Source organism: Nonomuraea sp. NEAU-A123 (assembly GCF_018603905.1).
Lineage (GTDB): Bacteria > Actinomycetota > Actinomycetes > Streptosporangiales > Streptosporangiaceae > Nonomuraea.
This window is the reverse complement of the sequence record NZ_JAHFZZ010000005.1, coordinates 358,217-378,190: the sequence shown is the minus strand read 5'-3', so window position 1 is coordinate 378,190 and position 19,974 is coordinate 358,217. Positions and strand designations below refer to the sequence as shown.

Annotated in this window: 20 protein-coding genes and 1 pseudogene; 9 read left to right on the top strand and 12 right to left on the bottom strand. The window is 71.1% G+C overall.

The window, feature by feature from the left end:
- The first annotated feature begins 4 nt into the window (after positions 1 to 4).
- The gene (locus KLK06_RS17510) at positions 5 to 742 is read left to right on the top strand and encodes a phosphotransferase (RefSeq protein ID WP_214636524.1); all 738 of its coding nucleotides are present in this window, start codon (positions 5 to 7) and stop codon (positions 740 to 742) included.
- A gap of 109 nt (positions 743 to 851) precedes the next feature.
- On the opposite strand, the gene KLK06_RS17505 is transcribed toward KLK06_RS17510, so the two are convergent.
- The 7 genes from KLK06_RS17505 to KLK06_RS17475 form a co-directional block, all read right to left on the bottom strand.
- Entirely contained in the window at positions 852 to 1,487 is a 636-nt protein-coding gene (locus KLK06_RS17505) for an energy-coupling factor transporter transmembrane protein EcfT (RefSeq protein WP_214636523.1), read from the bottom strand.
- Positions 1,484 to 2,158: an energy-coupling factor ABC transporter ATP-binding protein gene (locus KLK06_RS17500; protein ID WP_214636522.1), complete on the bottom strand. Its 675-nt coding sequence runs from the start codon at positions 2,156 to 2,158 to the stop codon at positions 1,484 to 1,486. The genes KLK06_RS17505 and KLK06_RS17500 overlap by 4 nt, the downstream gene beginning before the upstream one ends.
- Positions 2,159 to 2,246: 88 nt before the next feature.
- Positions 2,247 to 3,407: a thiolase family protein gene (locus tag KLK06_RS17495; RefSeq protein ID WP_214636521.1), complete on the bottom strand. Its 1,161-nt coding sequence runs from the start codon at positions 3,405 to 3,407 to the stop codon at positions 2,247 to 2,249.
- Entirely contained in the window at positions 3,407 to 5,083 is a 1,677-nt protein-coding gene (locus KLK06_RS17490; RefSeq protein WP_214636520.1) for a class I adenylate-forming enzyme family protein, read from the bottom strand. The genes KLK06_RS17495 and KLK06_RS17490 overlap by 1 nt, the downstream gene beginning before the upstream one ends.
- Positions 5,084 to 5,090: 7 nt before the next feature.
- Positions 5,091 to 5,699 (bottom strand): biotin transporter BioY, encoded by a 609-nt coding sequence (locus KLK06_RS17485; protein WP_214636519.1) that lies wholly within the window; start codon positions 5,697 to 5,699, stop codon positions 5,091 to 5,093.
- A gap of 451 nt (positions 5,700 to 6,150) precedes the next feature.
- Positions 6,151 to 6,675, bottom strand: coding sequence for a hypothetical protein (locus tag KLK06_RS17480; protein ID WP_214636518.1), 525 nt, complete (start codon positions 6,673 to 6,675; stop codon positions 6,151 to 6,153).
- A gap of 135 nt (positions 6,676 to 6,810) precedes the next feature.
- On the bottom strand, positions 6,811 to 7,530 hold the full coding sequence (locus KLK06_RS17475; protein WP_214636517.1) for an aspartate/glutamate racemase family protein: 720 nt from the start codon (positions 7,528 to 7,530) through the stop codon (positions 6,811 to 6,813).
- A 775-nt stretch (positions 7,531 to 8,305) separates the two neighbouring features.
- Between KLK06_RS17475 and KLK06_RS17470 the strand changes: the two genes are divergently transcribed.
- Positions 8,306 to 9,112: a hypothetical protein gene (locus KLK06_RS17470; RefSeq protein WP_214636516.1), complete on the top strand. Its 807-nt coding sequence runs from the start codon at positions 8,306 to 8,308 to the stop codon at positions 9,110 to 9,112.
- Between the two features lie 27 nt (positions 9,113 to 9,139).
- Here the strand turns inward: KLK06_RS17470 and KLK06_RS17465 are convergent, their stop codons facing one another.
- Complete coding sequence (locus KLK06_RS17465) at positions 9,140 to 9,994, bottom strand: helix-turn-helix transcriptional regulator (RefSeq protein WP_214636515.1); 855 nt, start codon at positions 9,992 to 9,994, stop codon at positions 9,140 to 9,142.
- Positions 9,995 to 10,105: 111 nt separating this feature from the next.
- Between KLK06_RS17465 and KLK06_RS17460 the strand changes: the two genes are divergently transcribed.
- The gene (locus tag KLK06_RS17460; protein WP_214636514.1) at positions 10,106 to 10,990 is read left to right on the top strand and encodes an NmrA/HSCARG family protein; all 885 of its coding nucleotides are present in this window, start codon (positions 10,106 to 10,108) and stop codon (positions 10,988 to 10,990) included.
- On the top strand, positions 10,987 to 11,496 hold the full coding sequence (locus KLK06_RS17455; protein WP_214636513.1) for a cupin domain-containing protein: 510 nt from the start codon (positions 10,987 to 10,989) through the stop codon (positions 11,494 to 11,496). The genes KLK06_RS17460 and KLK06_RS17455 overlap by 4 nt, the downstream gene beginning before the upstream one ends.
- On the opposite strand, the gene KLK06_RS17450 is transcribed toward KLK06_RS17455, so the two are convergent.
- Positions 11,491 to 12,315: a helix-turn-helix transcriptional regulator gene (locus KLK06_RS17450; protein WP_214636512.1), complete on the bottom strand. Its 825-nt coding sequence runs from the start codon at positions 12,313 to 12,315 to the stop codon at positions 11,491 to 11,493. The genes KLK06_RS17455 and KLK06_RS17450 overlap by 6 nt on opposite strands.
- 69 nt (positions 12,316 to 12,384) lie before the next feature.
- Here KLK06_RS17450 and KLK06_RS17445 point away from each other — a divergent pair, with 69 nt between their 5' ends.
- Genes KLK06_RS17445 through KLK06_RS17435 form a run of 3 tightly spaced genes read left to right on the top strand, consistent with a single transcriptional unit; the run spans position 12,385 to position 15,220 of the window.
- On the top strand, positions 12,385 to 13,365 hold the full coding sequence (locus KLK06_RS17445) for an aldo/keto reductase (RefSeq protein ID WP_214636511.1): 981 nt from the start codon (positions 12,385 to 12,387) through the stop codon (positions 13,363 to 13,365).
- Positions 13,366 to 13,425: 60 nt separating this feature from the next.
- Positions 13,426 to 14,538, top strand: coding sequence for a histidine kinase (locus tag KLK06_RS17440; protein ID WP_308168304.1), 1,113 nt, complete (start codon positions 13,426 to 13,428; stop codon positions 14,536 to 14,538).
- A 37-nt stretch (positions 14,539 to 14,575) separates the two neighbouring features.
- Positions 14,576 to 15,220: a response regulator transcription factor gene (locus KLK06_RS17435; protein WP_214636510.1), complete on the top strand. Its 645-nt coding sequence runs from the start codon at positions 14,576 to 14,578 to the stop codon at positions 15,218 to 15,220.
- A 15-nt stretch (positions 15,221 to 15,235) separates the two neighbouring features.
- Here KLK06_RS17435 and KLK06_RS17430 read toward each other — a convergent pair whose 3' ends face one another.
- Positions 15,236 to 16,438, bottom strand: a complete 1,203-nt coding sequence (locus tag KLK06_RS17430; RefSeq protein WP_214636851.1) for an RNA polymerase sigma factor — start codon at positions 16,436 to 16,438, stop codon at positions 15,236 to 15,238.
- A 68-nt stretch (positions 16,439 to 16,506) separates the two neighbouring features.
- On the opposite strand from KLK06_RS17430, the gene KLK06_RS17425 reads away from it, so the two are divergent.
- Together KLK06_RS17425 and KLK06_RS59930 are read left to right on the top strand one after the other, a co-directional pair.
- Entirely contained in the window at positions 16,507 to 16,872 is a 366-nt protein-coding gene (locus tag KLK06_RS17425; protein ID WP_214636509.1) for a VOC family protein, read from the top strand.
- A 210-nt stretch (positions 16,873 to 17,082) separates the two neighbouring features.
- Positions 17,083 to 17,310: pseudogene (locus KLK06_RS59930) on the top strand (IS5/IS1182 family transposase); the annotation flags it as partial.
- A gap of 81 nt (positions 17,311 to 17,391) precedes the next feature.
- Here KLK06_RS59930 and KLK06_RS17415 read toward each other — a convergent pair.
- Together KLK06_RS17415 and KLK06_RS17410 are read right to left on the bottom strand one after the other, a co-directional pair.
- Positions 17,392 to 19,011, bottom strand: coding sequence for an ABC transporter ATP-binding protein (locus KLK06_RS17415; protein WP_308168303.1), 1,620 nt, complete (start codon positions 19,009 to 19,011; stop codon positions 17,392 to 17,394).
- A gap of 161 nt (positions 19,012 to 19,172) precedes the next feature.
- Entirely contained in the window at positions 19,173 to 19,973 is an 801-nt protein-coding gene (locus tag KLK06_RS17410; protein WP_308168302.1) for an ABC transporter permease, read from the bottom strand.
- Position 19,974 lies beyond the last annotated feature (1 nt).

Sequence of the window (19,974 nt, the reverse complement as noted above, 5' to 3'; positions counted from 1 at the left end):
CGACGTGGAAGAGGTCGAGGTCGTCGTCGCCCATAACGAGCGCGCGACCCTGCGCGTCGGCGACGTGTTCCTGAAGATCGACGCTGATCAGGCGCGCACCGACGTCGAGGTCGAGGCGATGGCTATGGCGCCGATCCCGACTCCGGAGGTCCTGTGGCGGAAGCCGCCCGTGCTCGCGCTCGCCGCCCTCCCAGGCACGGCACTCGGCCGCCTCGGCGAGCCGTCGACCGCGTCGCCGGCGGCGTGGGCCGCGGCGGGTGCCGCCGCACGGATGCTGCACGACGCGCCACTGCCGCCATGGCCCGGTCGGAGTCTCGGCGAGATCGCATCGCACCTCGACGGCGAATGCGAGTGGCTCGTCACGAACGGCGTCCTTCCCACCGACCTGGTCACGCGCAACCGACGGGTCGCCGAGGCTGCGCTCCGGCCGTGGACACCGGTGTTCACGCACGGCGACCTGCAGATCAGCCACGTGTTCATCGACGGTGACGAGATCACCGGCGTGATCGACTGGTCCGAGGCGGCCCAGGGCGATGCCCTGTACGACCTCGCCACCTTGACGCTCGGACACGAGGAACACCTTGGCGACGTCGTCGCCGGCTACGGCACCGACGTCGACCTCGACGTGATACGCGCGTTGTGGTCGTTGCGAAGCCTGCTGGCGGTCCGCTGGCTGGTCGAGCACGGCTTCGACCCGTCCTCACCAGGCTGCGAGGTCGACGTGCTGAGATCCCGGCTGTGAGGCCGCACGAGCCCGACGGCCACGAGCGCCGTTCTGCCGCATCGAGCGGGCCATCTCCTGAAGCGCGTCGTCGCTGTTCGAGCGGCAGGCATAGACGTGATAGCTGAGGTCAGGGTGCTGCGTGACCCGTACCTTCGTCGTGATCGTCCAGGCCGCGGGCGCTGAGGGCCTCGCCGAGCGCGTCCGCGTGACGCAACGCGCTCACCACCAGTGGTACGGCGAAGGCGCGCACGCTCCACTCCACTCCCCTGGCGCGCTGGGCCTCCCGCACCCGGGTGGCCAGGTCGGCCATGACCGGCACGCTGCGGATCGTGAGGGACAGCAGCAACGACAACCGAAACGGGTCAAGCCCCACCCACCGCGCCGGCGACAGACAGCGCTCGAGGAACGCCATCATGGCGACCGTCCGCGTCGTCAGGGTGACCAGCCCGGCCAGAGCGACGGCCAGGACGACCCGCGACACCGAAGTGATCGCCGACGGCAGATCCGCGAACACCACCTGCATGACGAACAGCGCGACAGCGAACCAGCGGACCGGCCGGACCTGCGCCCAGGCCGCCGCCGCACCCACCCCCGAAACGGCGAACAGCACGCCCACCACCAGCGCGGCGACCGCCATCGCCACCGGCGCGCGCAGGAGGACGAGCACCGTGCACAAGGCGGCCAGACCCGCGAGCTTGGCCCCCGCAGGGAGGCGGTGCAGCGGCGAGTCACCCGGGACGTAGGCGCCGGTGAGCCCGTTCACGACATGAGCTTCCGGTAGTGGTCGATGGCCGCCCGCGGCGTGGTGTCGGCCACGATCCGCCCCTCGTCCAGCACCAGCAGGCGATCGAAGTCCGCCAGCAGGGCGAGATCGTGGCTGACCACGACCACCTGTTGCGGCAGCTCGCGCAGCACATCGGCGACCAGCCGGGAGTGGCGCAGGTCCAGCAGGGTCGTGGGTTCGTCCATGACGAGGATCTCGGGTTCGAGCACCAGGACCGAGCAGAGGGCGAGCAGCTGTTTCTGACCGCCGGACAACTGGTGGGCGGGGTGGTCGGCGTGGCCTGCCAGGCCGTACCTCTCCAGGATGTCGGCGACCCTGCGCTCGACCTCCTCGCGCGGCAGCTTCCGCCGGCGCAGGGAGAACGCGACGTCCTCGGCCACGGTCGGCATCACGATCTGCGCGTCGGGATCGGTGAACAGGAACCCGACACGCCGCCTGATCCTGGCCGCGTGGCGGCGGGTGTCGTCACCGAGGACGGTGACGGTGCCGGAGGTCGGCAGGACCAGGCCGTTCAGCAGCCGGGCCAGGGTGCTCTTGCCCGAGCCGTTGGCCCCGATCACGCCCACGCGCCGCTCGGGCAGCGCGGCCGTGACGCCGCACAGCACCTCACGCTGCCCCAACCGGACCCGCACGTCGTCCAGCTCGATCACGCACACCACCCATACATCTCAACCGGCTCGCTCACTGACCCCACCCACGGATGCCGGTCATCTCCATCACGGATTCCACCGATCCCGCTCATACCACCTCGAACAGGGCGGCGACTCCGAGGCCGCCGCCGACCGCCGCCGTCGCCAGCCCCAGCGTCCCCGGCGGCGCACCCGACCGCACCAGCCGCGTGAACAGCCGCGCGACCACAACGGCTCCGCTCGCCCCCCACGGATGACCGAGCGCCAGCGCGCCACCGTCCGCGCAGACCCGCTCCCTGTCGGCGCCGAGCGGGTCGAGCCCGAGCGCGTCGGTGACGGCCAGCGTCTGGGCCGCGAACGCCTCCACGATCTCCACCGCCGCGATCTGTTCCATGCTCACTCCGGTACGGCCGAGCAGCCGCCGTACCGCGGGCACCGGACCCCAGCCGGGCAGGGCGGGATCGCAGCCGACGACCGCGCCGCCCCGCAGCCGGAGTCCGGGCAGCCCGGCTCTGGCCCGCAGCCGTTCCGAGGTGAGGGCGACCACCGCCGCCCCGTCACTGACCGGCGACGAGTTCCCGGCCGTCACGGACCCACCCGGGACGAACGCCGCCGGCAACCGCGACAGCGACGCCGGCCGCATCAGCCGGGGACGCTGGTCCTCCGTCCGGCCGCCGACCTCGACGATCTCCGCCGCGAACCGCCCCGCCTCCCGCGCGGCCACCGCCTTGGCGTTGCTCGCGCCCGCGTAGTCGTCCTGGCGTTCCCGATCCACACCGCGCGCCGCGGCGAGCGCCTCGGCGGCGGCCCCCATGTCCGGGTCCGGGTGGCCTGCCGGGGTGAAGGGCGCCCGCTCGTACGGAACGTCGGGGCTCCCCCGGTGCGCCCGGAGCGGCGCGGTGGAGGCGCTCTCGGCCCCACCGGCGATGACCAGCTCCATCTCCTCACTGGCCACGGCCTGACCGGCCATCAGGATCGCCGCCAGTCCGCTGCCGCACTGCCGATCCACCGTGACACCGGGAACCGCCTCACCCAGCCCCGCGCCCAACGCCGAGACCCGCGCCAGATTCCCGCCGGGACCCATGCAGTTGCCGAGCACCACGTCGTCGATGGGCACACCGAGGCAGGCGACGTCACGGGCAACCACCTCGATGACCGGCGCCGCCAGCCTGTCGGCCGTCACCTCCTTGAAGGCGTGCCCGGCAGTCCCGATCGCCGTACGACGCGCGGCCACGATGACCGGCACGGCCTCTGATGGGAGTCGCGTCATCAGCGGAGCCGCCAGAGGTACGGGTCGCCGTCTGCCGGACGGGCGGCGTCGGCGTCTGCCCGGCGGGCGATATCGCCGTCTGTGAAGCGGGCGATGTCATCGTCCGCTCGGCGGGCGGTATCACCGTTTGGCAAGCGGGCGATGTCACCGTCTGCCAGGCGGGCGGTGAGGAGGCCGCGGGCCGGCTTGCCTGCCGAGGTGCGGGGCAGGGTGCCCACCGCGTACCAGCGGCGGGGGCGTTGCGCCGCGGCCAGGCCGCCGCGTGCCGCGGCCTCGAGCGTGGCCCGGGACGGCGGCGTCCCGGCGCCCACTTCCACAATGGCCGTGACCACCGCGCCCAGGTCCGGGTGCGGCGAGCCGACCACCACGACGTCGCCCACTCCGCGCACGGTCCTGAGCACCTCCTCGACGTCCTCCGGTACGACCGTGGCCCCGCCGGTCTGGATCGCGCCGTCTCCCCGGCCGCGCAGCCGCAGGACCTCACCCGGCAGGTACGGCTCCGCCACGTCGCCGACGCTCATCCACCCGTCGTCGTCGACCCGCAGCGGCCCCGACGCCCCTGCCAGGTAGCCCTCGGCCAGCCAGGGCGACCGCACCCACACCTCGCCGAGCGACTGGTCGGGGTGCGTCCTGACCTGAAGTTCGGTGCCTGGAAAAGGGCGCAGCCCCGCGCCGTCGACGTCGATGGCCACGAAGGACAGCTCGGTGGCGCCGTAGTAGGACACCACCCGTACCCCGGCGCCCGCCGCCCGCTCCCGCAGCCCCGCGGGCAATGCCGCCCCGCCGATCACGACGGTCCGCAGCGGGGCGCCCTCCGGCAGGGCATCCAGTACGGCGGGCAGGAGGTGCGGCACCAGGTGCGCCACGGTGGCCCGGCCGAGCTGCGCGCCCAAGGACCCGGGTGACCAGCGGCCCGGCACCAGGACCGTGGCGCCGACGGCCAGCGCGTGCACGGCCGCGAAGCCGTACAGGGACGAGCTCAGAGGCCCGGGCACCAGGACGACGTCGGCGGGCCCGATCCCGGCGAGCTCGCTCACCTGCGGGAACGACCCGGTCCAGGACGCGCGAGTGCGGACCACGGCCCGCGGCCGGCCGGTGCTCCCGGAGCTGAAACACGCCCAGGCCCGATCCCCGGCCTCCGGCCGCGGCCACACCGCCGCAGGTGCGTCCGCCGCGGCGGATGACCGCACACCTCCCTCAGCGGGTGACACAAGGCCGTCCGCCCCGCGAGCAGCGTTCATCTCACCGGGAGGACGGCCATCGAGGCCGCCGAGGTGACCTCGATGGTCAGGGTGATCGGGGTGACCGAGGTGGTCGAGGTGACCGAGGTGGTCGAGGTGAACGAAGTGACCTGGGTGGTCGAGGTGGTCAAGGCCGTTGAGGTGGAGGTCCGCTGGGATCGCGGCCCGTACGCGCTCGTCCCACGCCGGGTCGCACAGCAGCGGCGTACCCCCCGCCAGGTCCGTCGCCAGTGCGGCGGTGAGCTGGTCCGCCGGGTCGGTCAGGGTGATCGCGACCAGGGCGCCGCGGCCCATCCCCAGCGCGGCAAGGTGCGTCGCCGTACCGTGGATCCGTCGGGCGAGCTCCGCGTAGCTCAGTTCGCCCGACGGACCGCACACCGCGAGGCGGTGTGGGTGGTCGGAAGCGTGTCGCAATACCTGTACGGCGACCGGCATGACCGGGTCAGCCCTCCTTGCCGGCGCGGAGCCGTTCGCGATGTACGGCCGGGACGGCGTCAGGGTATGCCCGTTGAGTCCCCCTCGTCACAATCGACGCCAGCACCGCCTTGATCAGGTCACCGGGCAGGAACGTGAGACTGAGCAGCGCCGCCTTGCCCAGCGAGATCCCGCTGACCAGCGCCTGCACCGGGAGGCCGACCAGGTAGATCACCCCGATGCCGCCGGCCACACAGGCCACCACCAGCCGTACGACGCTCGGGTGATGACCGCCGCGTTCGACGATCCAGCCGGTCACGGCCGCGCCGGGCAGCCAGCCGAGCAGGAACCCAGCCGACGGCCCCACGAACACGCCCAGCCCCCCACGCCCGCCGGCCAGCAGCGGCAGACCCGCGGCCACCAGCACGAGCAGGACGGCGACGGCCACGGCGGCCCGCCACGACCCCAGAATCGTGCCCGCCAGCATGACGCCGAACGTCTGCAGCGTGATCGGGACCGCGTTGCCGAAGGCGTTCAGGGTGCCCGGCAGGCCGAGCGCGGCGATCAGCGCCGCGAAGACGGCGATCCGGGCGATGTCGCCGGTGGGGAAACCGTTCCCCAGGTTGAACTTCGGCATGTCGCCTCCTCCACTCTTGTAGGTGCGCGGATCCGATCTCACACCACAACGTCGCAGGACACGCATGGAGGGATGCCACAACAATCGCCCACGATAGATGTCGCACCCAGAGAGGCGGCATTTGAGTAGGGGCTTACTCTCGCCGAACATGGGCGGCTCCCCGACCGGGAGGTCACCCGCTCTTACATCGGTGACGGCCTCACCCCAACGGACTTCACCACCGCCACCGACGATCACGAGGGCACTGAGCTGACCGCCCCGCGTGGCACGACCCTCCGCCTGCACCGGATCCTGCGCCCGGCCCCGGACGGCGGGCCTCTCCTTCCGCCGGAAGCGACCGGCCACGTCGCCGGCTCCTGGCACATGCCGGATGGCGTCCGCGCGCGGGGATTGTTCGTTGTCGTTCGCACCGGCCCCGGCAGGTGACCGCCCGCGCGGCCCATCAAGATCGTTAGTACCTGACGCAATCCTGCTTGGCCAGAACCAGGCTCATCCCGGCGACCTTGTTGCTGCTGTTCGACACGTAGAACATGTAGTACGCCTTCTTGCCCGGCACATCGGCGGTGGGGTACCCACCCGGACCACGCCGCAGATGGGGGTAGGCGGCCTTCAACTGCGCCCTGGTGGAGCCGAGGCTGATGCCCTGAGGCGTCTTGAGGCCGGCCGGCGCGACGATCATGGCCACGCCGTGCTTCTTGGAGATGTACATCCCCACCCGGTATTCGCCGTACGGGCTCTCCTTGAGGTCCCAGCCCGTGCACCTGGCGGAGTCTCCAACTGTTTTGCGGACGATTCGCCCGGTCGCCTTGGCCTTCGAGGCGGTCATGCCGAGCTTCAGGTTGCCGTACCCGTACGGCCCCAGCGTCGCCTTCTGAGCGGCGAACGCGGCGGGCGCGACGGCGACCGGCACGGCACCTCCCGCCAGCGCCATCACCAGCACTGAACGGCCGATCCGTAGGGCGGTCGCCTGCTTCATGGTGTTTCCTCCTCAAACTTTGACTTGATCACTTTAGTGATAGTCCGGATTGGTTGTGGAGAATTCGCACGGTTTCCGGCAAACGCCGCCTCATCACGATGGGCGCCGCCAGGTCATTCGCGAAGCCAGAGGTGGTCAAGCGCCTCCACGCCAGGTGGGCAGGGGCCGGTGACCGGCGGCGACCTCGTACGCGGCCACGGCCATGAGGCGTGTGGAGTCGAGTGTCGGCAGCGGTGACACCTCGGGTGCCACCAGGAGCGGGATCTCGGTGCAGACGAGCGCTACGGCGTCGCACCCGCTGTCCGCCAACCGCGCGATGACACGGACGTACTCCTGCCGCGACTCCTCGGTGAACACCCCGTTCACCAGCTCAGCAAAGATGATCTCGTTGATGATCCGCCGGTCGTCCGCCTCCGGCACCTCGGCCGCGATCCCGCGTGCGGCGAGCGCCTCCGGATAAAGCCCGCTGTCCATCGTGTACGACGTACCGAGCACGGCGACCTTCGCACGCCCGTCGCGAACCGCCTGGTCGGCGACCACCTCGGCGATGTGCAGGCCAGGCAGGGCGAGATCCTCGCCGGGCCGTTCGAGCGCCAGGTGGGCGGTGTTGTCCGGACAGGCGAAGAAGTCGGCCCCGGCGCGGGCGAGGCGCTCGACGCTGACGGCCAGCCTGGCCCTGATCGAGTCGTAGTCACCCGCGTCCCAGGCGGGCATGCTGTAGCCGAAGGCGATGTAGTCGAGGGTCACGTCGGGATGCTCGTGCCGGCCCACCCGGCGAAAACCCTCCTGGCAGTAGGCCAGAAAGCACAGGGCCGCGCCTTCGGTGCTGTGGGCGAGGATGCCGAGATGCCGCATGATGATCATTCCTTCGGTGCCGGGAGCCTTCGCCCACCTCCGCGTAAGGCGCCACGATGTGCCGGCGCGGCGGCGGGGTGGCCTGCGGCGACTACGACGTGATCTCAACCGTACGGCAGAACCGGCGACGGCTGTCGCCACGACCGCCGTGGAGCGATGTGATCGCTCATTTCTTCCCAGATTCGAGGGAAAGCACCACTCGCGGGAACCGTGAAACTGGACGGTATTGGGCTGCAACTCGCTACTAATCGTTTATCGAGCCACTGGCGATTGAATCATCGCAACATTTGCGCTCAAGCAGCGGGGGGAAATAGTCATGTCATCAAGCGAACAACGACCCGACGACCAGCCGGCGTTATCCGACGACGGTAACGGAGCCAGACGATCCCCGGCGGACGTCGTCATGCCGGAGCTCTCTCGCCGCGCTTTTCTGGGGACCAGCCTCGGAGCCATGGCGTTGGGCTCGCTGTCCTGGGTCGGCGCGCCCATCCCGACGTCATGGCATTGGGCCCCTCGCGGCAAGCCCGGCCCTGAGGTGACGTACGGGATCGGTGCGGTGGCAGTCGTGGAGAGGGCAACGCCGGCCTCCCGCCCCTTCGTCTTCGTACGGGCGGAGGACAGTCATCTGTGGATTCTCTGGCAAAAGCCAGACGGCACCTGGGAATGGGCCGACCAAGGAGGAAAGGTCGATCGACCGGTTGGCGTCATCGCTCTCGACGACACCCCGCAGGGAAATCGACCTTACGCGTTCGTCATACGAGACCAACATCTCTGGGTGAACTGGTGGAACGGTACAACGTGGATCTGGTCCGACCAGGGGCAGCCGCCGAGCGTCAACCTTTTCCGAGGCCTCGGCGCGGTGACGATCGCGCTGAAGCCGACGATGAGTCCCGCGCCCTTCGCCGTCGTCACCGGCAGCGACGGCAATGCGTGGGTGAACTGGTGGAACGGGTCGTCCTGGCTCTGGTACAGCATGGGTTCGCCCGGCGTCGCGATCGGCTCCTCGATGGGAGTCCTCGCTGTCACGGACGAGAGGACCGGCGAGCAGAGCCTGCAGGTCTACGTGTGGGGCGGCGACGGGCAGTTGTGGCTCGGCGTCACGGACATGGTGGCCTCACGGTGGACCGCTCTTGGCGGGCCCCAGTACCCTGCGGTGATCGGTGGACCGGCCGGTGCGGCGATCATCAAGCGCGGCCCCGGGCAGCTCTCCCAGTCCTGCTGCTTCGTCCTGAGCGTATCGACCGGCAACGTCTGGGTCTGTCAGGACGACTCCTGGCTCGAGGTGGGCGCCCCGCCGAGTGACCTTTACGCCCTTGCCGGCCTGGGTGCGATCAGCGTCCCGGACATGAACAACAACTCCCAATACGCGCTGGTCTTCGTGACCGACGGCAACAACTCCGTCTGGGCCTGCCGGTGGGACGGCGTCAAGGCGGTCTGGGAGGACCACGGGAATCCGACTGGCCGTACCATCGACGCGGGCATCGGCATCACCAACACCTCTGCCTCGCCTGGAGCAGCTCAGCTGCCCCATGCTTTCATGCGAACCACCGACGGACTCGTATACGAGAACTGGCAGCAGTAAGCCCGCGCGGGAGTCGCCCGCACATGGTCACGTGGTTTCGAGCATGGCGGTGATCCGCCGGCGGACCTCGTCGCTCACCGGCACCTGTACGACCATCACCAGGTCAGGGCGCTCGACCAGGCGGAGCTGGAACATCTCCAGCTCGACCCGCCCGGCCCCGGGATGATCGAGTTCGATCGTCGCGGGTCTGAAGGTGCGGACGGGGTACTCGGTCCACCACTCCCGGAACTCCGGACTCTCCGCGGTCAGCCCGGCCACGATGTCCGCGAACCGCGCGTCGTCCGGTCGCTGCCCGGCCATGGCCCGGAACTGGCTGAGGACGGCCCGCGCCGCCGGCTCCCATCGGGTCATGCGGGCCCGGTTCTTCTCATCGGTGAACATCATCCACAGCAGGTTGCGCCGGTCAGGCGGAAAGTTATCCGGATCGTGGCGGATCAGCGCGTACGGCCGGTTCCATGCCAGGTAGTCGAAATGGCCGTCATAGATCGAGGCGATGTTCGGCGCCGCGGCGTCGACCAGGCGGCGCAGTCGCGGACGTACATCATCGGTGGGGGTTCGCCGGTCCGGGGCGGCGAGGCCGGCCAGGTCGCGGAGGTGGCGGTGGTGGTCCGGACCGAGGAGCAGCGCGCGGGCCAGCGCGTCGATCACCTGAGCCGACGCGGAGATGTTCCTGCCCTGCTCGAGCCAGGTGTACCAGGTAACGCCGACGCCGGACAGCTCGGCGACCTCCTCGCGCCGGAGGCCGGCGGTCCGGCGTCGCCCCGGCATCCCGTCTTCCGGCAACCCCACGTCGGCCGGCCGCAGCCGGGCCCGCCGCGCGCGCAGAAAGGCACCCAGCTCGGCGCGCCGCGCCGTCTGCCCGCTGTCGTGACCGCTTCCCACAGCGCTCCCATGGACGGTGAACCGACCGGCAGGTTAGCAGTATCTGTACCAGGATCGACCGTCTCTTCGTGGCTAGCCTGATCTTTGTCACTGTCAGGCGGAGGAGGGGACATGGCTCAGCAAAAGGGGCCGGTGCTGGTGATCGGCGCCACCGGCCAGCAAGGGGGCGCGGCCGCGCGCCAGTTACTCGATCGTGGCTGGGAGGTTCGCGCTCTGGTACGGGACGCCGGCTCGCCGGGCGCCGAATCGCTGCGGACGGCGGGGGCCACTCTGGCCACCGGCGACCTGGACGACCCGGCGTCGCTCCGGGCGGCGATGGACGGCGCGTACGGCGTCTTCCTGGTGCTGACCATGCTCACCGGCCCCAAGGTGACCCCTGAAGGGGTGGCGGCCGAGGAACGGCGCGGCACGGCGGTGGCCGAGATCGCCAAGGAGTCCGGCATCGGGCACCTGGTCTACAGCTCGATCAGCGGCGCGGGCCTGGTGAGCGACATCCCGTACTACGACAGCAAGGCCCGCATCGAGGAACGCATCGGCCTGCTCGGGCTGCCGGCCACCGTCCTGCGGCCCGTCATGTTCATGGAGAACTTCACCTCCCTCACCCGCCCGGTCATGGACGGCGACGAGCTGGTGGTCAACCTCGCCGTACGCCCGGAGACGCGGGTACGGCTGATCGCGATGCGGGACATCGGGGCGTTCGCCGCGATCGCGTTCGACCAGCCCGGCGCGTTCATCGGCCGGACCCTCGAGATCGCCGGAGACTGCCTCTCCGCTGAGGCGATCGCCGAGACCTTCGGCCGGGCCGGTGGCCTGCCCGCCCGCTTCCATCAGGTGCCCATCGAGCAGATACGGGCCTTCGACGACCAGGTGGCCAAGATGTTCGCCTGGCTCGGCGAACGCGACGACGACGAACCCGACTTCCCGGCGCTCCGGGCCGCCCACCCGGGCCTGATGACACTGGAGAACTGGCTCGACACGACCGGGTGGAAGCCATGACCGATGGACTGTTGCTCCCGCCCGGCGCCGGATCCCGCATCCAGACCGCCGGCATCACGCTCAAGGTAGGTGCGGAGCGGTCGGCGAGCTGGTCGGTGTTCGAGGCCGACGTCGCACCGGGATTCGATGTCGGGGCGCACCTGCACCATAACGTCGAGGAGGTGTTCTACGTCCTCGAGGGGGAGCTCGAACTGCTCGCCTTCCATCCCCGCGACAAAGCCGACGACGACTGGCGGACCTGGGAGTCGGATGCCGGCACGCCGGTGTTCAAAGGCGGTCCGGGGAGTGTCATGTTCGTGCCCGCCGGCTGCCCGCATGCCTTCTTCAACCCCGGCCCCGAGCCCGCGCGGATGCTCTTCCTCGTCTCCCCGTCCGGCCACGAGCACTACCTGCGCGAACTCGCCGACCTGATAGCCACCGGCCGGCCACCGGATCAGGAGGCGATCGCCGCACTACGGACCCGCCACGACATCCACCAGCTCACGCCCCTCGCGAACCGCCTATAGCCACAGCTCGGAGATCCGGGCCTGGTCCCGGTCGGTGGGGGTGAAGGTGACGAGTTTGTGCTCGGGTTCGTCGGCGAGCTGGAGGACGACGTGGTGCAACTCGAGCTCCCCGAGGACCGGATGGCGCAGCCGCTTGGTGCCGGAGGCCAGAGGTACGACCTTGTGCTGCGGCCACCACTCCCGCACCTCGGGGCTCGCCGCGTGCAGGCGGTCGAGCAGCGCGCTGAAGGCGGGGTCGCCGGGGTGCCGGGCCGCGGCCGTACGGAAGCGGCCGAGCAGCGCGGAGGCCTCGCCCGGCCAGTCGACCATGACCTGCCGGGCGCCGGGATCGGTGAACATCCACCAGAGCATGTTGCGCGCCTCCGGTGGCCGGGCCGGCCAGTCGGTCCACAACGCCCGGGCGGCCCGGTTGGCCGCCAGTACGTCGAAGCACCGGCCGGTGACGTAGGTCGGGCACGGGTCGAGCCGGTCCACGAGTGAGACGACGACAGGTGAGAGCGATTCGGCGACGGCGGGTGTCTCGGCGGGCGGGGCGCCGTGGATGAGCTCATGGATATGGCCGCGCTCGGCGGCGTCGAGGCGCAGCGCCACCGCGAGCGCGTCGAGCACCTGGCGCGACGGGCGCACTTCGCGGCCCTGCTCCAGGTAGGTGTAGTACGTCGAGGAAATGGCCGCGAGCTGGGCCACCTCTTCCCGGCGCAGTCCGCGGGTCCGCCGCCGGGCCCCCGCGGGCAGGCCGACGTCGGCGGGCTGAAGGCGCTCGCGGCGGGAGCGGAGCAGGTCTCCCAGCTCTCTGGCCCGGATCGCGGATTGCGACATCCTGGTACTTCCATTACTAGAAAAAACCTGCTGTGGATACCAGAATAAGCCGTGGTTACGGTGAAAGCCATGAACGTACGAACCCTCGGGCCGGAAGGTCTCACCGTCTCGGCAGTCGGCCTCGGCTGCATGGGCATGTCTCAGGGCTACGGGCCGGCCGACGACGCCGAGTCGATCGCCACCCTGCACCGGGCCATCGACATCGGCGTCACCTTCTGGGACACCGCCATGAGCTACGGCCGTGGCCACAACGAGCAGTTGCTCGGCCGGGCGCTGGCGGGGCGCCGGGACGAGGTGGTCCTGGCCACCAAGTTCGGCATCATCCGCGGCGACGACGGTGTCCGGGTCGATGGCCGGCCTGAGAACGTCCGCGCCTACTGCGAGGCGTCACTGGCCCGGCTGGGCGTCGACCACCTAGACCTGTACTACCAGCACCGCGTCGACCCGCAGGTGCCGATCGAGGAGACCGTCGGCGCCATGGCGGAGCTGGTCGCCGAAGGCAAGGTCCGCCATCTCGGGCTGTCGGAGGCGAGCCCCGGCGAGCTGGAGCGCGCGGCCGCCACCCATCCGATCAGCGCGGCGCAGTACGAATGGTCGCTGTGGTGGCGGGACATCGAGGACGATGTGCTGCCCACCGCCCGCCGGCTGGGCATCGGGCTGGTCCCCTACAGCCCGCTCGGCCGCGGCTTCCTGGCCGGCGCCGTCACCACGGACACCCTCGGAGCCGGTGACTTCCGTCTCGGCGATCCGCGATTCCAGGACGACAGCCTGGAGCGCAACCAGGCGCTCGCCACCGAAGTACGGCGGCTGGCCGCCGAGCGCGAGGTGACCCCGGCTCAGCTCGCGCTCGCCTGGCTGCTGGCCCAGGGCGACGACGTCGTCCCGATCCCCGGGACCCGGCGCGCCACACGTCTGGCGGAGAACGCCGGCAGTGCCGACGTCGTCCTGTCTCCCGCCGACCTCGACCGGCTGGAGGCGGCCGTACCCCGGTCGGCCTGGTCGGGAGACCGCCAGTCGTTCGCCGCCCACCGGACGGTCCGCGCCGTGTGACAGGAGCCACCCCCGCGCGTACGATGTGCCGCGCCGCCACGACGCCTAGACTTCCCGACCGTGGCAGGCATCGTTTTCAGGCAGCTCACCGGCGTGCTGGCCGGGCTGGTCACCGGAGCCGCGGCCCTCGCCCTGCTGGCCTTCGCCTGGCCGTACCGGAGCAGGTGGGCGCCGCGGATGGTGGCGCTGGAACGGGCCCGGCTGGCCGCCTGGTTCGGGCAGGAGACCGACGGGTCCGCCTCCGGTCACGGCTATCTCGCGCTGCGTGCGCTGGTCGGGGTGTTCGGCGGCTATCTGGCGCTGGCGCTGCTGTTCCTCGCCCTGCTGTTCCTGGGCGGCAGCATGTGGGTGGTGTTCTCCGGCGAGTACGCCCCGGTGGCGCTGGACCTGCCGGGCATCAGGCTGTCGATGCACAGCTGGGCGGTCGGCCTGGCCTGCGGGGTGCTGATGCTGGCTCTGGGCGCGTTCTGGTGCCGCCTGCTGGTGGCGACCGAGCGGCGACTGGCCGTACGCTTCCTCGGTCCCGGGCCGCAGGAGCTGATGCGGCGGCGCATCGCCGAGCTGACCGTCACCCGTTACGGCATCGTGCGGGTGGTCGACGACGAGCGGCGCAGGATCGAGCGCGACCTGCATGACGGCGTGCAGCAGCGCGGCGTGGCGCTGGCCATGCTGCTCGGGCGGGCCCGGCACAGCCCCGCCGGGGCCGCCGAGCTGGTGGACCAGGCGTACGCCGAGTCGCGGCAGCTCCTCGACGAGCTGCGTAGCGTGGCGTGGCGCATCTACCCGACGGCGCTCGACGAGCTGGGCCTGCGCACGGCGCTGGCCGGTGTCGCCGAACGGTCGTGCGTGCCGGTGACCGTCGAATACGGGCTGGCCGGGCGGCCCGTCTCCGAGGTGGAGACCGCCCTGTACTTCGTGGCCAGGGAGGCGATCACCAACGCGGTCAAGCACGCGCGGGCGAGTGACATCCTGGTCGTGCTGAGCGAGGACGAACGGGCGGTACGCCTGGTGGTCTCCGACGACGGCCGGGGCGGCGCCGACCCGGCGGGCGGCGGACTGTCGGGGCTGGCCCGGCGGGTGATGGCGCTCGACGGCCGGTTCGAGGTCGACAGCCCCTCCGGCGGCGGCACCAGGATCTGCGCGACCCTCCCGAAGGAGGGACAGTGCGGCTGACCGCGACCCGCGATGTGCCGCCGCCGGAGGAGGGGACGTGCGGCTGATTCTCGCCGACGACGCCGTGCTGCTGCGTGAGGGCCTGATCAGGCTGCTGGAGGATGCCGGGCACGAGGTCGTGGCCGCGACCGGCGACGCGGAGTCCCTGATCGCGGCGGTGGCCGAACACCAGCCGGAGATCGCCGTGGTGGACGTCCGGATGCCGCCCACCCACTCCAACGAGGGGCTCCGCGCGGCGCTGGAGATCCGCGAACGCTGGCCCGCGGTGGGCGTGCTGGTCCTGTCGCAGTACGTGGAGAAGACGTACGCGGCCAAACTGCTCTCCGGGGTCACCGAGGGCATGGGCTACCTGCTGAAGGACCGGGTGTCGGAGGTGGCGGACTTCCTGGGGTCGCTGGAGCGGATCCGCGAGGGCGGGACCGTCATCGACCCGGACGTGGTCAAGCAGCTCCTCGCCCGCACCACCCACGTGGACCCGCTGCGTACACTCAGCGAACGCGAGTCGCAAGTGCTGCGGCAACTCGCCCAGGGCTACACCAACGCCGCGATCTCCACGAACCTCCACATCTCCCTGAGCACAGTGGAGAAGCACGTCAACGCCATCTTCGACAAGCTCGGCCTGCCCGTGACCCCCACCTACAGCAGACGGGTGCTGGCGATCCTGCGCCACCTCGACGGCTGAGCGCCGCCTGACGCCTCAAGCGAGCTGGGCGGCGCGCGACTCCAGATAGCGCTGCTCGGGGAGGCTGAGCGTGCGGCGGGCGGCCAGCTCGTACTGGGTGCGCGCCGCCTCCCGGTCGCCCGCGAGGTCGAGCAGGTGCGCGCGTACGGCCAGCACCCGGTGATGCCCGGCGAGCGCCGGATCGGTCTCCGCCTTCGCCAGCCTCTCCAGCCCGGCCTCCGGCCCGTGGACCATGGCGACGGCGACGATCCGGTTGAGCGTGACCATCGGGCCCGGCGCGATGCCGTCGAGCAGGTCGTACAGGGCGAGGATCTGCCGCCAGTCGGTGTCCTCGGCCCGCGGCGCCTCGTCGTGCACGGCCGCGATCGCGGCCTGCACCTGGTAGGGACCGATCGGCGCGGCGGCCAGCGTCTTGGTGATCAGCTGGGCTCCTTCGGCGATGGCCGCGGCGTCCCACCGGCCGCGGTCCTGCTCGGCCAGCGGCACCAGCCCGCCGTCGGGCCGGGTGCGGGCGGGGCGGCGGGCGTCGGTGAGCAGCATCAGGGCGAGCAGCCCGGCCACCTCACCGTCGCCGGGCAGGCGGTCGTGCAGCTGCCTGATCAGGCGGATGGCCTCGCCGGACAGCTCCACGCGGTGCAGCGTGCCGCCGGAGCTGGCGGTGTAGCCCTCGTTGAAGATCAGGTACAGCACGTGCAGCACCGCGCCCACCCGCTCGGCCTGCTCGGCCTCCGGAGGCAGCGTGAACTCGGCGCCGCTGCCCTTGATCCGCTGCTTGGCGCGGCTGATGCGCTGCGCCACGGTCGGCTCGGGCACCAGCAGCGCGCGGGCGATCTCCGCGGTGGTCAGCCCGCCGACGGCACGCAGCGTCAGCGCCACCTGGGAGACCGGGGTGAGCGCGGGATGACAGCAGAGCAGCAGCAGCGTGAGCGTGTCGTCCACGGCGGGCGCCGGATCCGGCTCCGGCGGCGCCAGCGCGGCCGCGCTCTCCTCTCTGCGCCGTCGCGCGGACTCGCTGCGCCACAGCTCGATCCGCCGGCGGGCGGCGACCGTGATCAACCAGCCCTTGGGGTTGTCGGGCATCCCTTCGCCGGGCCACTGGACGGCGGCCGCCAGCAGGGCCTCCTGCACGGCGTCCTCGCACAGGTCGAAGTCGCCGTAGCGCCGTACGACCGCGCCGAGGACCTGCGGCGCCAGCTCTCGCAGCAGCCCTTCCAAGATTCCCCCTTGAAAACGTGTCGAATCCGGCCATCCGGCTTCTACGTCCCCGATGACGGAAGGAAACCATCATGTTCGAGAACACCAGGGCCTTCAGCGGCTTCTCCACCGACGACATCCCGGCCGCCAAGCGGTTCTACGGCGAGACGCTCGGCCTGCGCGTCTCCGAGGACCACGGGATCCTCACGCTGCACATCGCGGGCGACCGCGACACGATCGTCTACCCGAAGCAGGACCACACGCCGGCGACGTTCACGATATTGAACTTCCCCGTCAGCGACATCGACGAGGCGGTGGACGAGCTGGTGGCGCGCGGGGTCGTCTTCGAGCGGCTGGAGGGCACGGACGACAAGGGCGTCAACCGCGCGGGCGGTCCGCTGATCGCTTGGTTCAAGGACCCGGCGGGCAACTGGCTGTCGGTGATCCAGCTGAACTGACCTCACGAACTGTTCAGCGCGATCTGTTGTGGAACCCCGGGCGTTCACGACTTTGTTGGCCGATTCGGTTGATGATTACCGGGTCGCGGGGGACGCTGAGGAGACTCGGGCCGCAGAGAGGACGAAGGAGGTTCCGTCGTGTCTCTGCGACCTAGATCCGCTGTTTCAGATCCCCGAGGCGACGGTCGCGGTGACACGAGCGGCGTTGCCCTGGCCCTGGAGCTGACCGACCCGGGATTCGACTTCTCGGTGCTCAGCGAGTTTCGGGGCCGGTTGATCGAGCACGGGATCGAGGCCAGGGTCTTCGACCTGCCGCTGAATCGCTGCTCGGAGCTGGGGCTGTTGCGTGCCGGTGGACGGCAGCGGACCGATTCCACGCACGTTCTGGCGGCGGTACGGACGTTGAACCGGATGGAGTTCGTCGGGGAGACCTTCAGGCCGGGTCAAGTTGACATAGGCAAGTACGGTCAGCACCCGGCGATGTCCGCCATCGCCCGGCGTCAGCCCGATGGCCGCCGGCTACCCAAGGCGGGGCACAGCGTCCACCAGGGCGCGGGTGTACGGGTGCCGGGGCTGCTGGAACACCTGCTCGACCTCGCCTTCCTCCACCACCCGGCCGTCCTTCATGACGAGCACCCGGTCGCTGACATGGTGGACGACGCCCAGGTCGTGGGAGATGAACAGCATGGCGGTCCCGTACTCGGCCTGAATCTCGGCGAGCAGGTCGAGCACCTGGGCCTGGATCGAGACGTCGAGCGCCGAGACAGGCTCGTCACAGACGAGCACGCCGGGGCGGGGGGCGAGGGCTCTGGCGATGGCGACCCGCTGGCGCTGGCCGCCGGACAGCTCTCTGGGATGGCGAGTGGCGTACGCGGCGGGCAGGCCGACACGCTCCAGCAGGTCCAGTGCCCGCGCCCGGCGTTCCCGGCGAGGCAGGGCGAGCGGCTCGGCGACCAGGCGGCCGACGGTGTGGCGGGGGTCGAAGGAGTCGAGCGGGTTCTGCGAGATGAGCTGGATGCGCTGCCGCATCGGCCGGCGCTCGCGTTCGGGCAGGCCGCTCCACTGCCGCTGGTGCAGGGTCACCTGTCCGGCCTCGGGTTCGAGCAGGCCGAGGACGAGCCTGGCGACCGTGGTCTTGCCCGAGCCGGACTCACCGACGATGCCGAGCGTCTCTCCCTCGTGCAGGGTGAAGGAGACGTCGTCCACGACGCGGCGCGGACCGTACGACATGGACAGGGCAGTGGCGGCGAGAACCTGCGCGGACAGACTCGGCTCGCCGCCCAGGAGCGGCCCGGACGGGGTCGAGGCACGGTCCGGGAACGGCTCGGACGAGCGCAGGGTGCGGCGTGGAAGTGGTGTGCCGTCCGACAGGCGGGTGCCTCTGGAGGCGGCGGAGGGGACGGCGGCGAGCAGCGAGCGCGTGTAATCGTGCGCGGGCGACGCCAGTACGCTCCGGGCGGGCCCCTCCTCGACGACGCGGCCGTCCTTCATGACCAGGATGCGGTCGGCGATCGACGCGACTACGGCGAGATCGTGGCTGATCAGCAGCAGCGCCGTCCCCGCGGCCTTGCGCTCGGCGAGCAGCCGCAGGATCTGGGCCTGCACGGTGACGTCGAGCGCGGTGGTGGGCTCGTCCGCGATGATCAGCTTGGGCTCGGCGGCGATGGCCGAGGCGATCAGCACCCGCTGGCGCAGCCCGCCGGACAGTTGGTGCGGGTGCTGGCGGGCGCGGGCGGCCGGGTCCGGGACGCCGACCGCGTCGAGCAGCTCCAGCACCCGTTCCGGCCGCCGTACACGGGGAACGACCTGGTGTACGGCCAGCACCTCGCCGATCTCGGCGGCCACGGTACGCAGCGGATCGAGCGAGACCAGCGCGTCCTGCAGCACCAGCCCGGCGAACCGGCCGCGCAACCGCCGCCACTCAGCCGGCCGGAAGCCGCGAACGTCCCTGCCGGACAGGTCGAACGACCGGGCGTCAACCCGGGAGCCCGGCCCGGCCAGGCCGAGCAGCGACCGGGCGGTGACGCTCTTGCCGGAGCCGGACTCGCCGACGATCGCCACGCACTCCCCCGCCGCGACCGACAGCGAGACGCCACGCACGACCTCGGTCCCGCCGAAGCTCACCCTCAGGTCCGCCACGGAGACCAGCGCGGCGTCAGAGGCAACGGCATCCGAGACAACCGCGCGAACGCTCCCGGCGTCACGCCCGCCAAGGCCAGCCCCAACGTCACGCCCGCTAAGGCTGGTCCCGACCTCACGCTCGCTGAGGCCGGTTCCGGTGTGCTCTTCTCGGAACGTGGTCACGGCGTCCTCCCCTCGAAGCGGTGTTGCAGGCGCCGCCCGATCACGGTCAGGCAGATGACGGTCAAGGTGATCGCGGCACCCGGGAACAGCGCCTCCCACCAGGCGACCCGCAGGTAGTTGCGTGCCTCGGCGAGCATGGCGCCCCACTCCGCGGCCGGAGGCTGAGGCCCCATGCCGAGGAAGCTGAGCCCCGACGCGCCGATGACGGCCTGGCCGAGCCCGATGGTGGCCAGCACCGGGATCGGGCCCAGCACATTGGGCAGCACATGCTGGGCGGTGATGACCGCCCGGGAACGGCCGAAGGTCACGGCCTGCTCGACGTACCCGGCGTGGCGGACCACGAAGGTCTGGGCCCGGATCACCCGCGCGTAGTTGGGGATCTGCGCGATGGCGATCGCGAAGATCACGTTCACGGTGCCGGGTCCGGTGATCGCGATGACGAGCAGCGCCAGCAGCAGTTCCGGCAGGGTCGACAGCACGTCGAACGACCGCGCCAGCGCCTCGTCCAGCCACTTCGGCGACAGCCCGGCGGCCAGGCCGAGCAGGATGCCCGAGGTCACGGCCACGGCGGTGGCCGTGACGCCGATGCTGAGCGAGTGCCGGGCGCCGTACACCACCCTGGACAGCACGTCCCTGCCGAGGTGGTCGCTGCCGAACCAGTGCGCGCCGCCGGGCGGGGTCAGCGCGCCCAGCGGGTCGGCCGAGAGCGGGTCCACGCCGGTGAGCAGGCCGGGTACGGCGACGGCCAGCGCCAGCAGGGTCAGGAAGGCGGTGGGTACGAGGATCCGCGCCGTCACG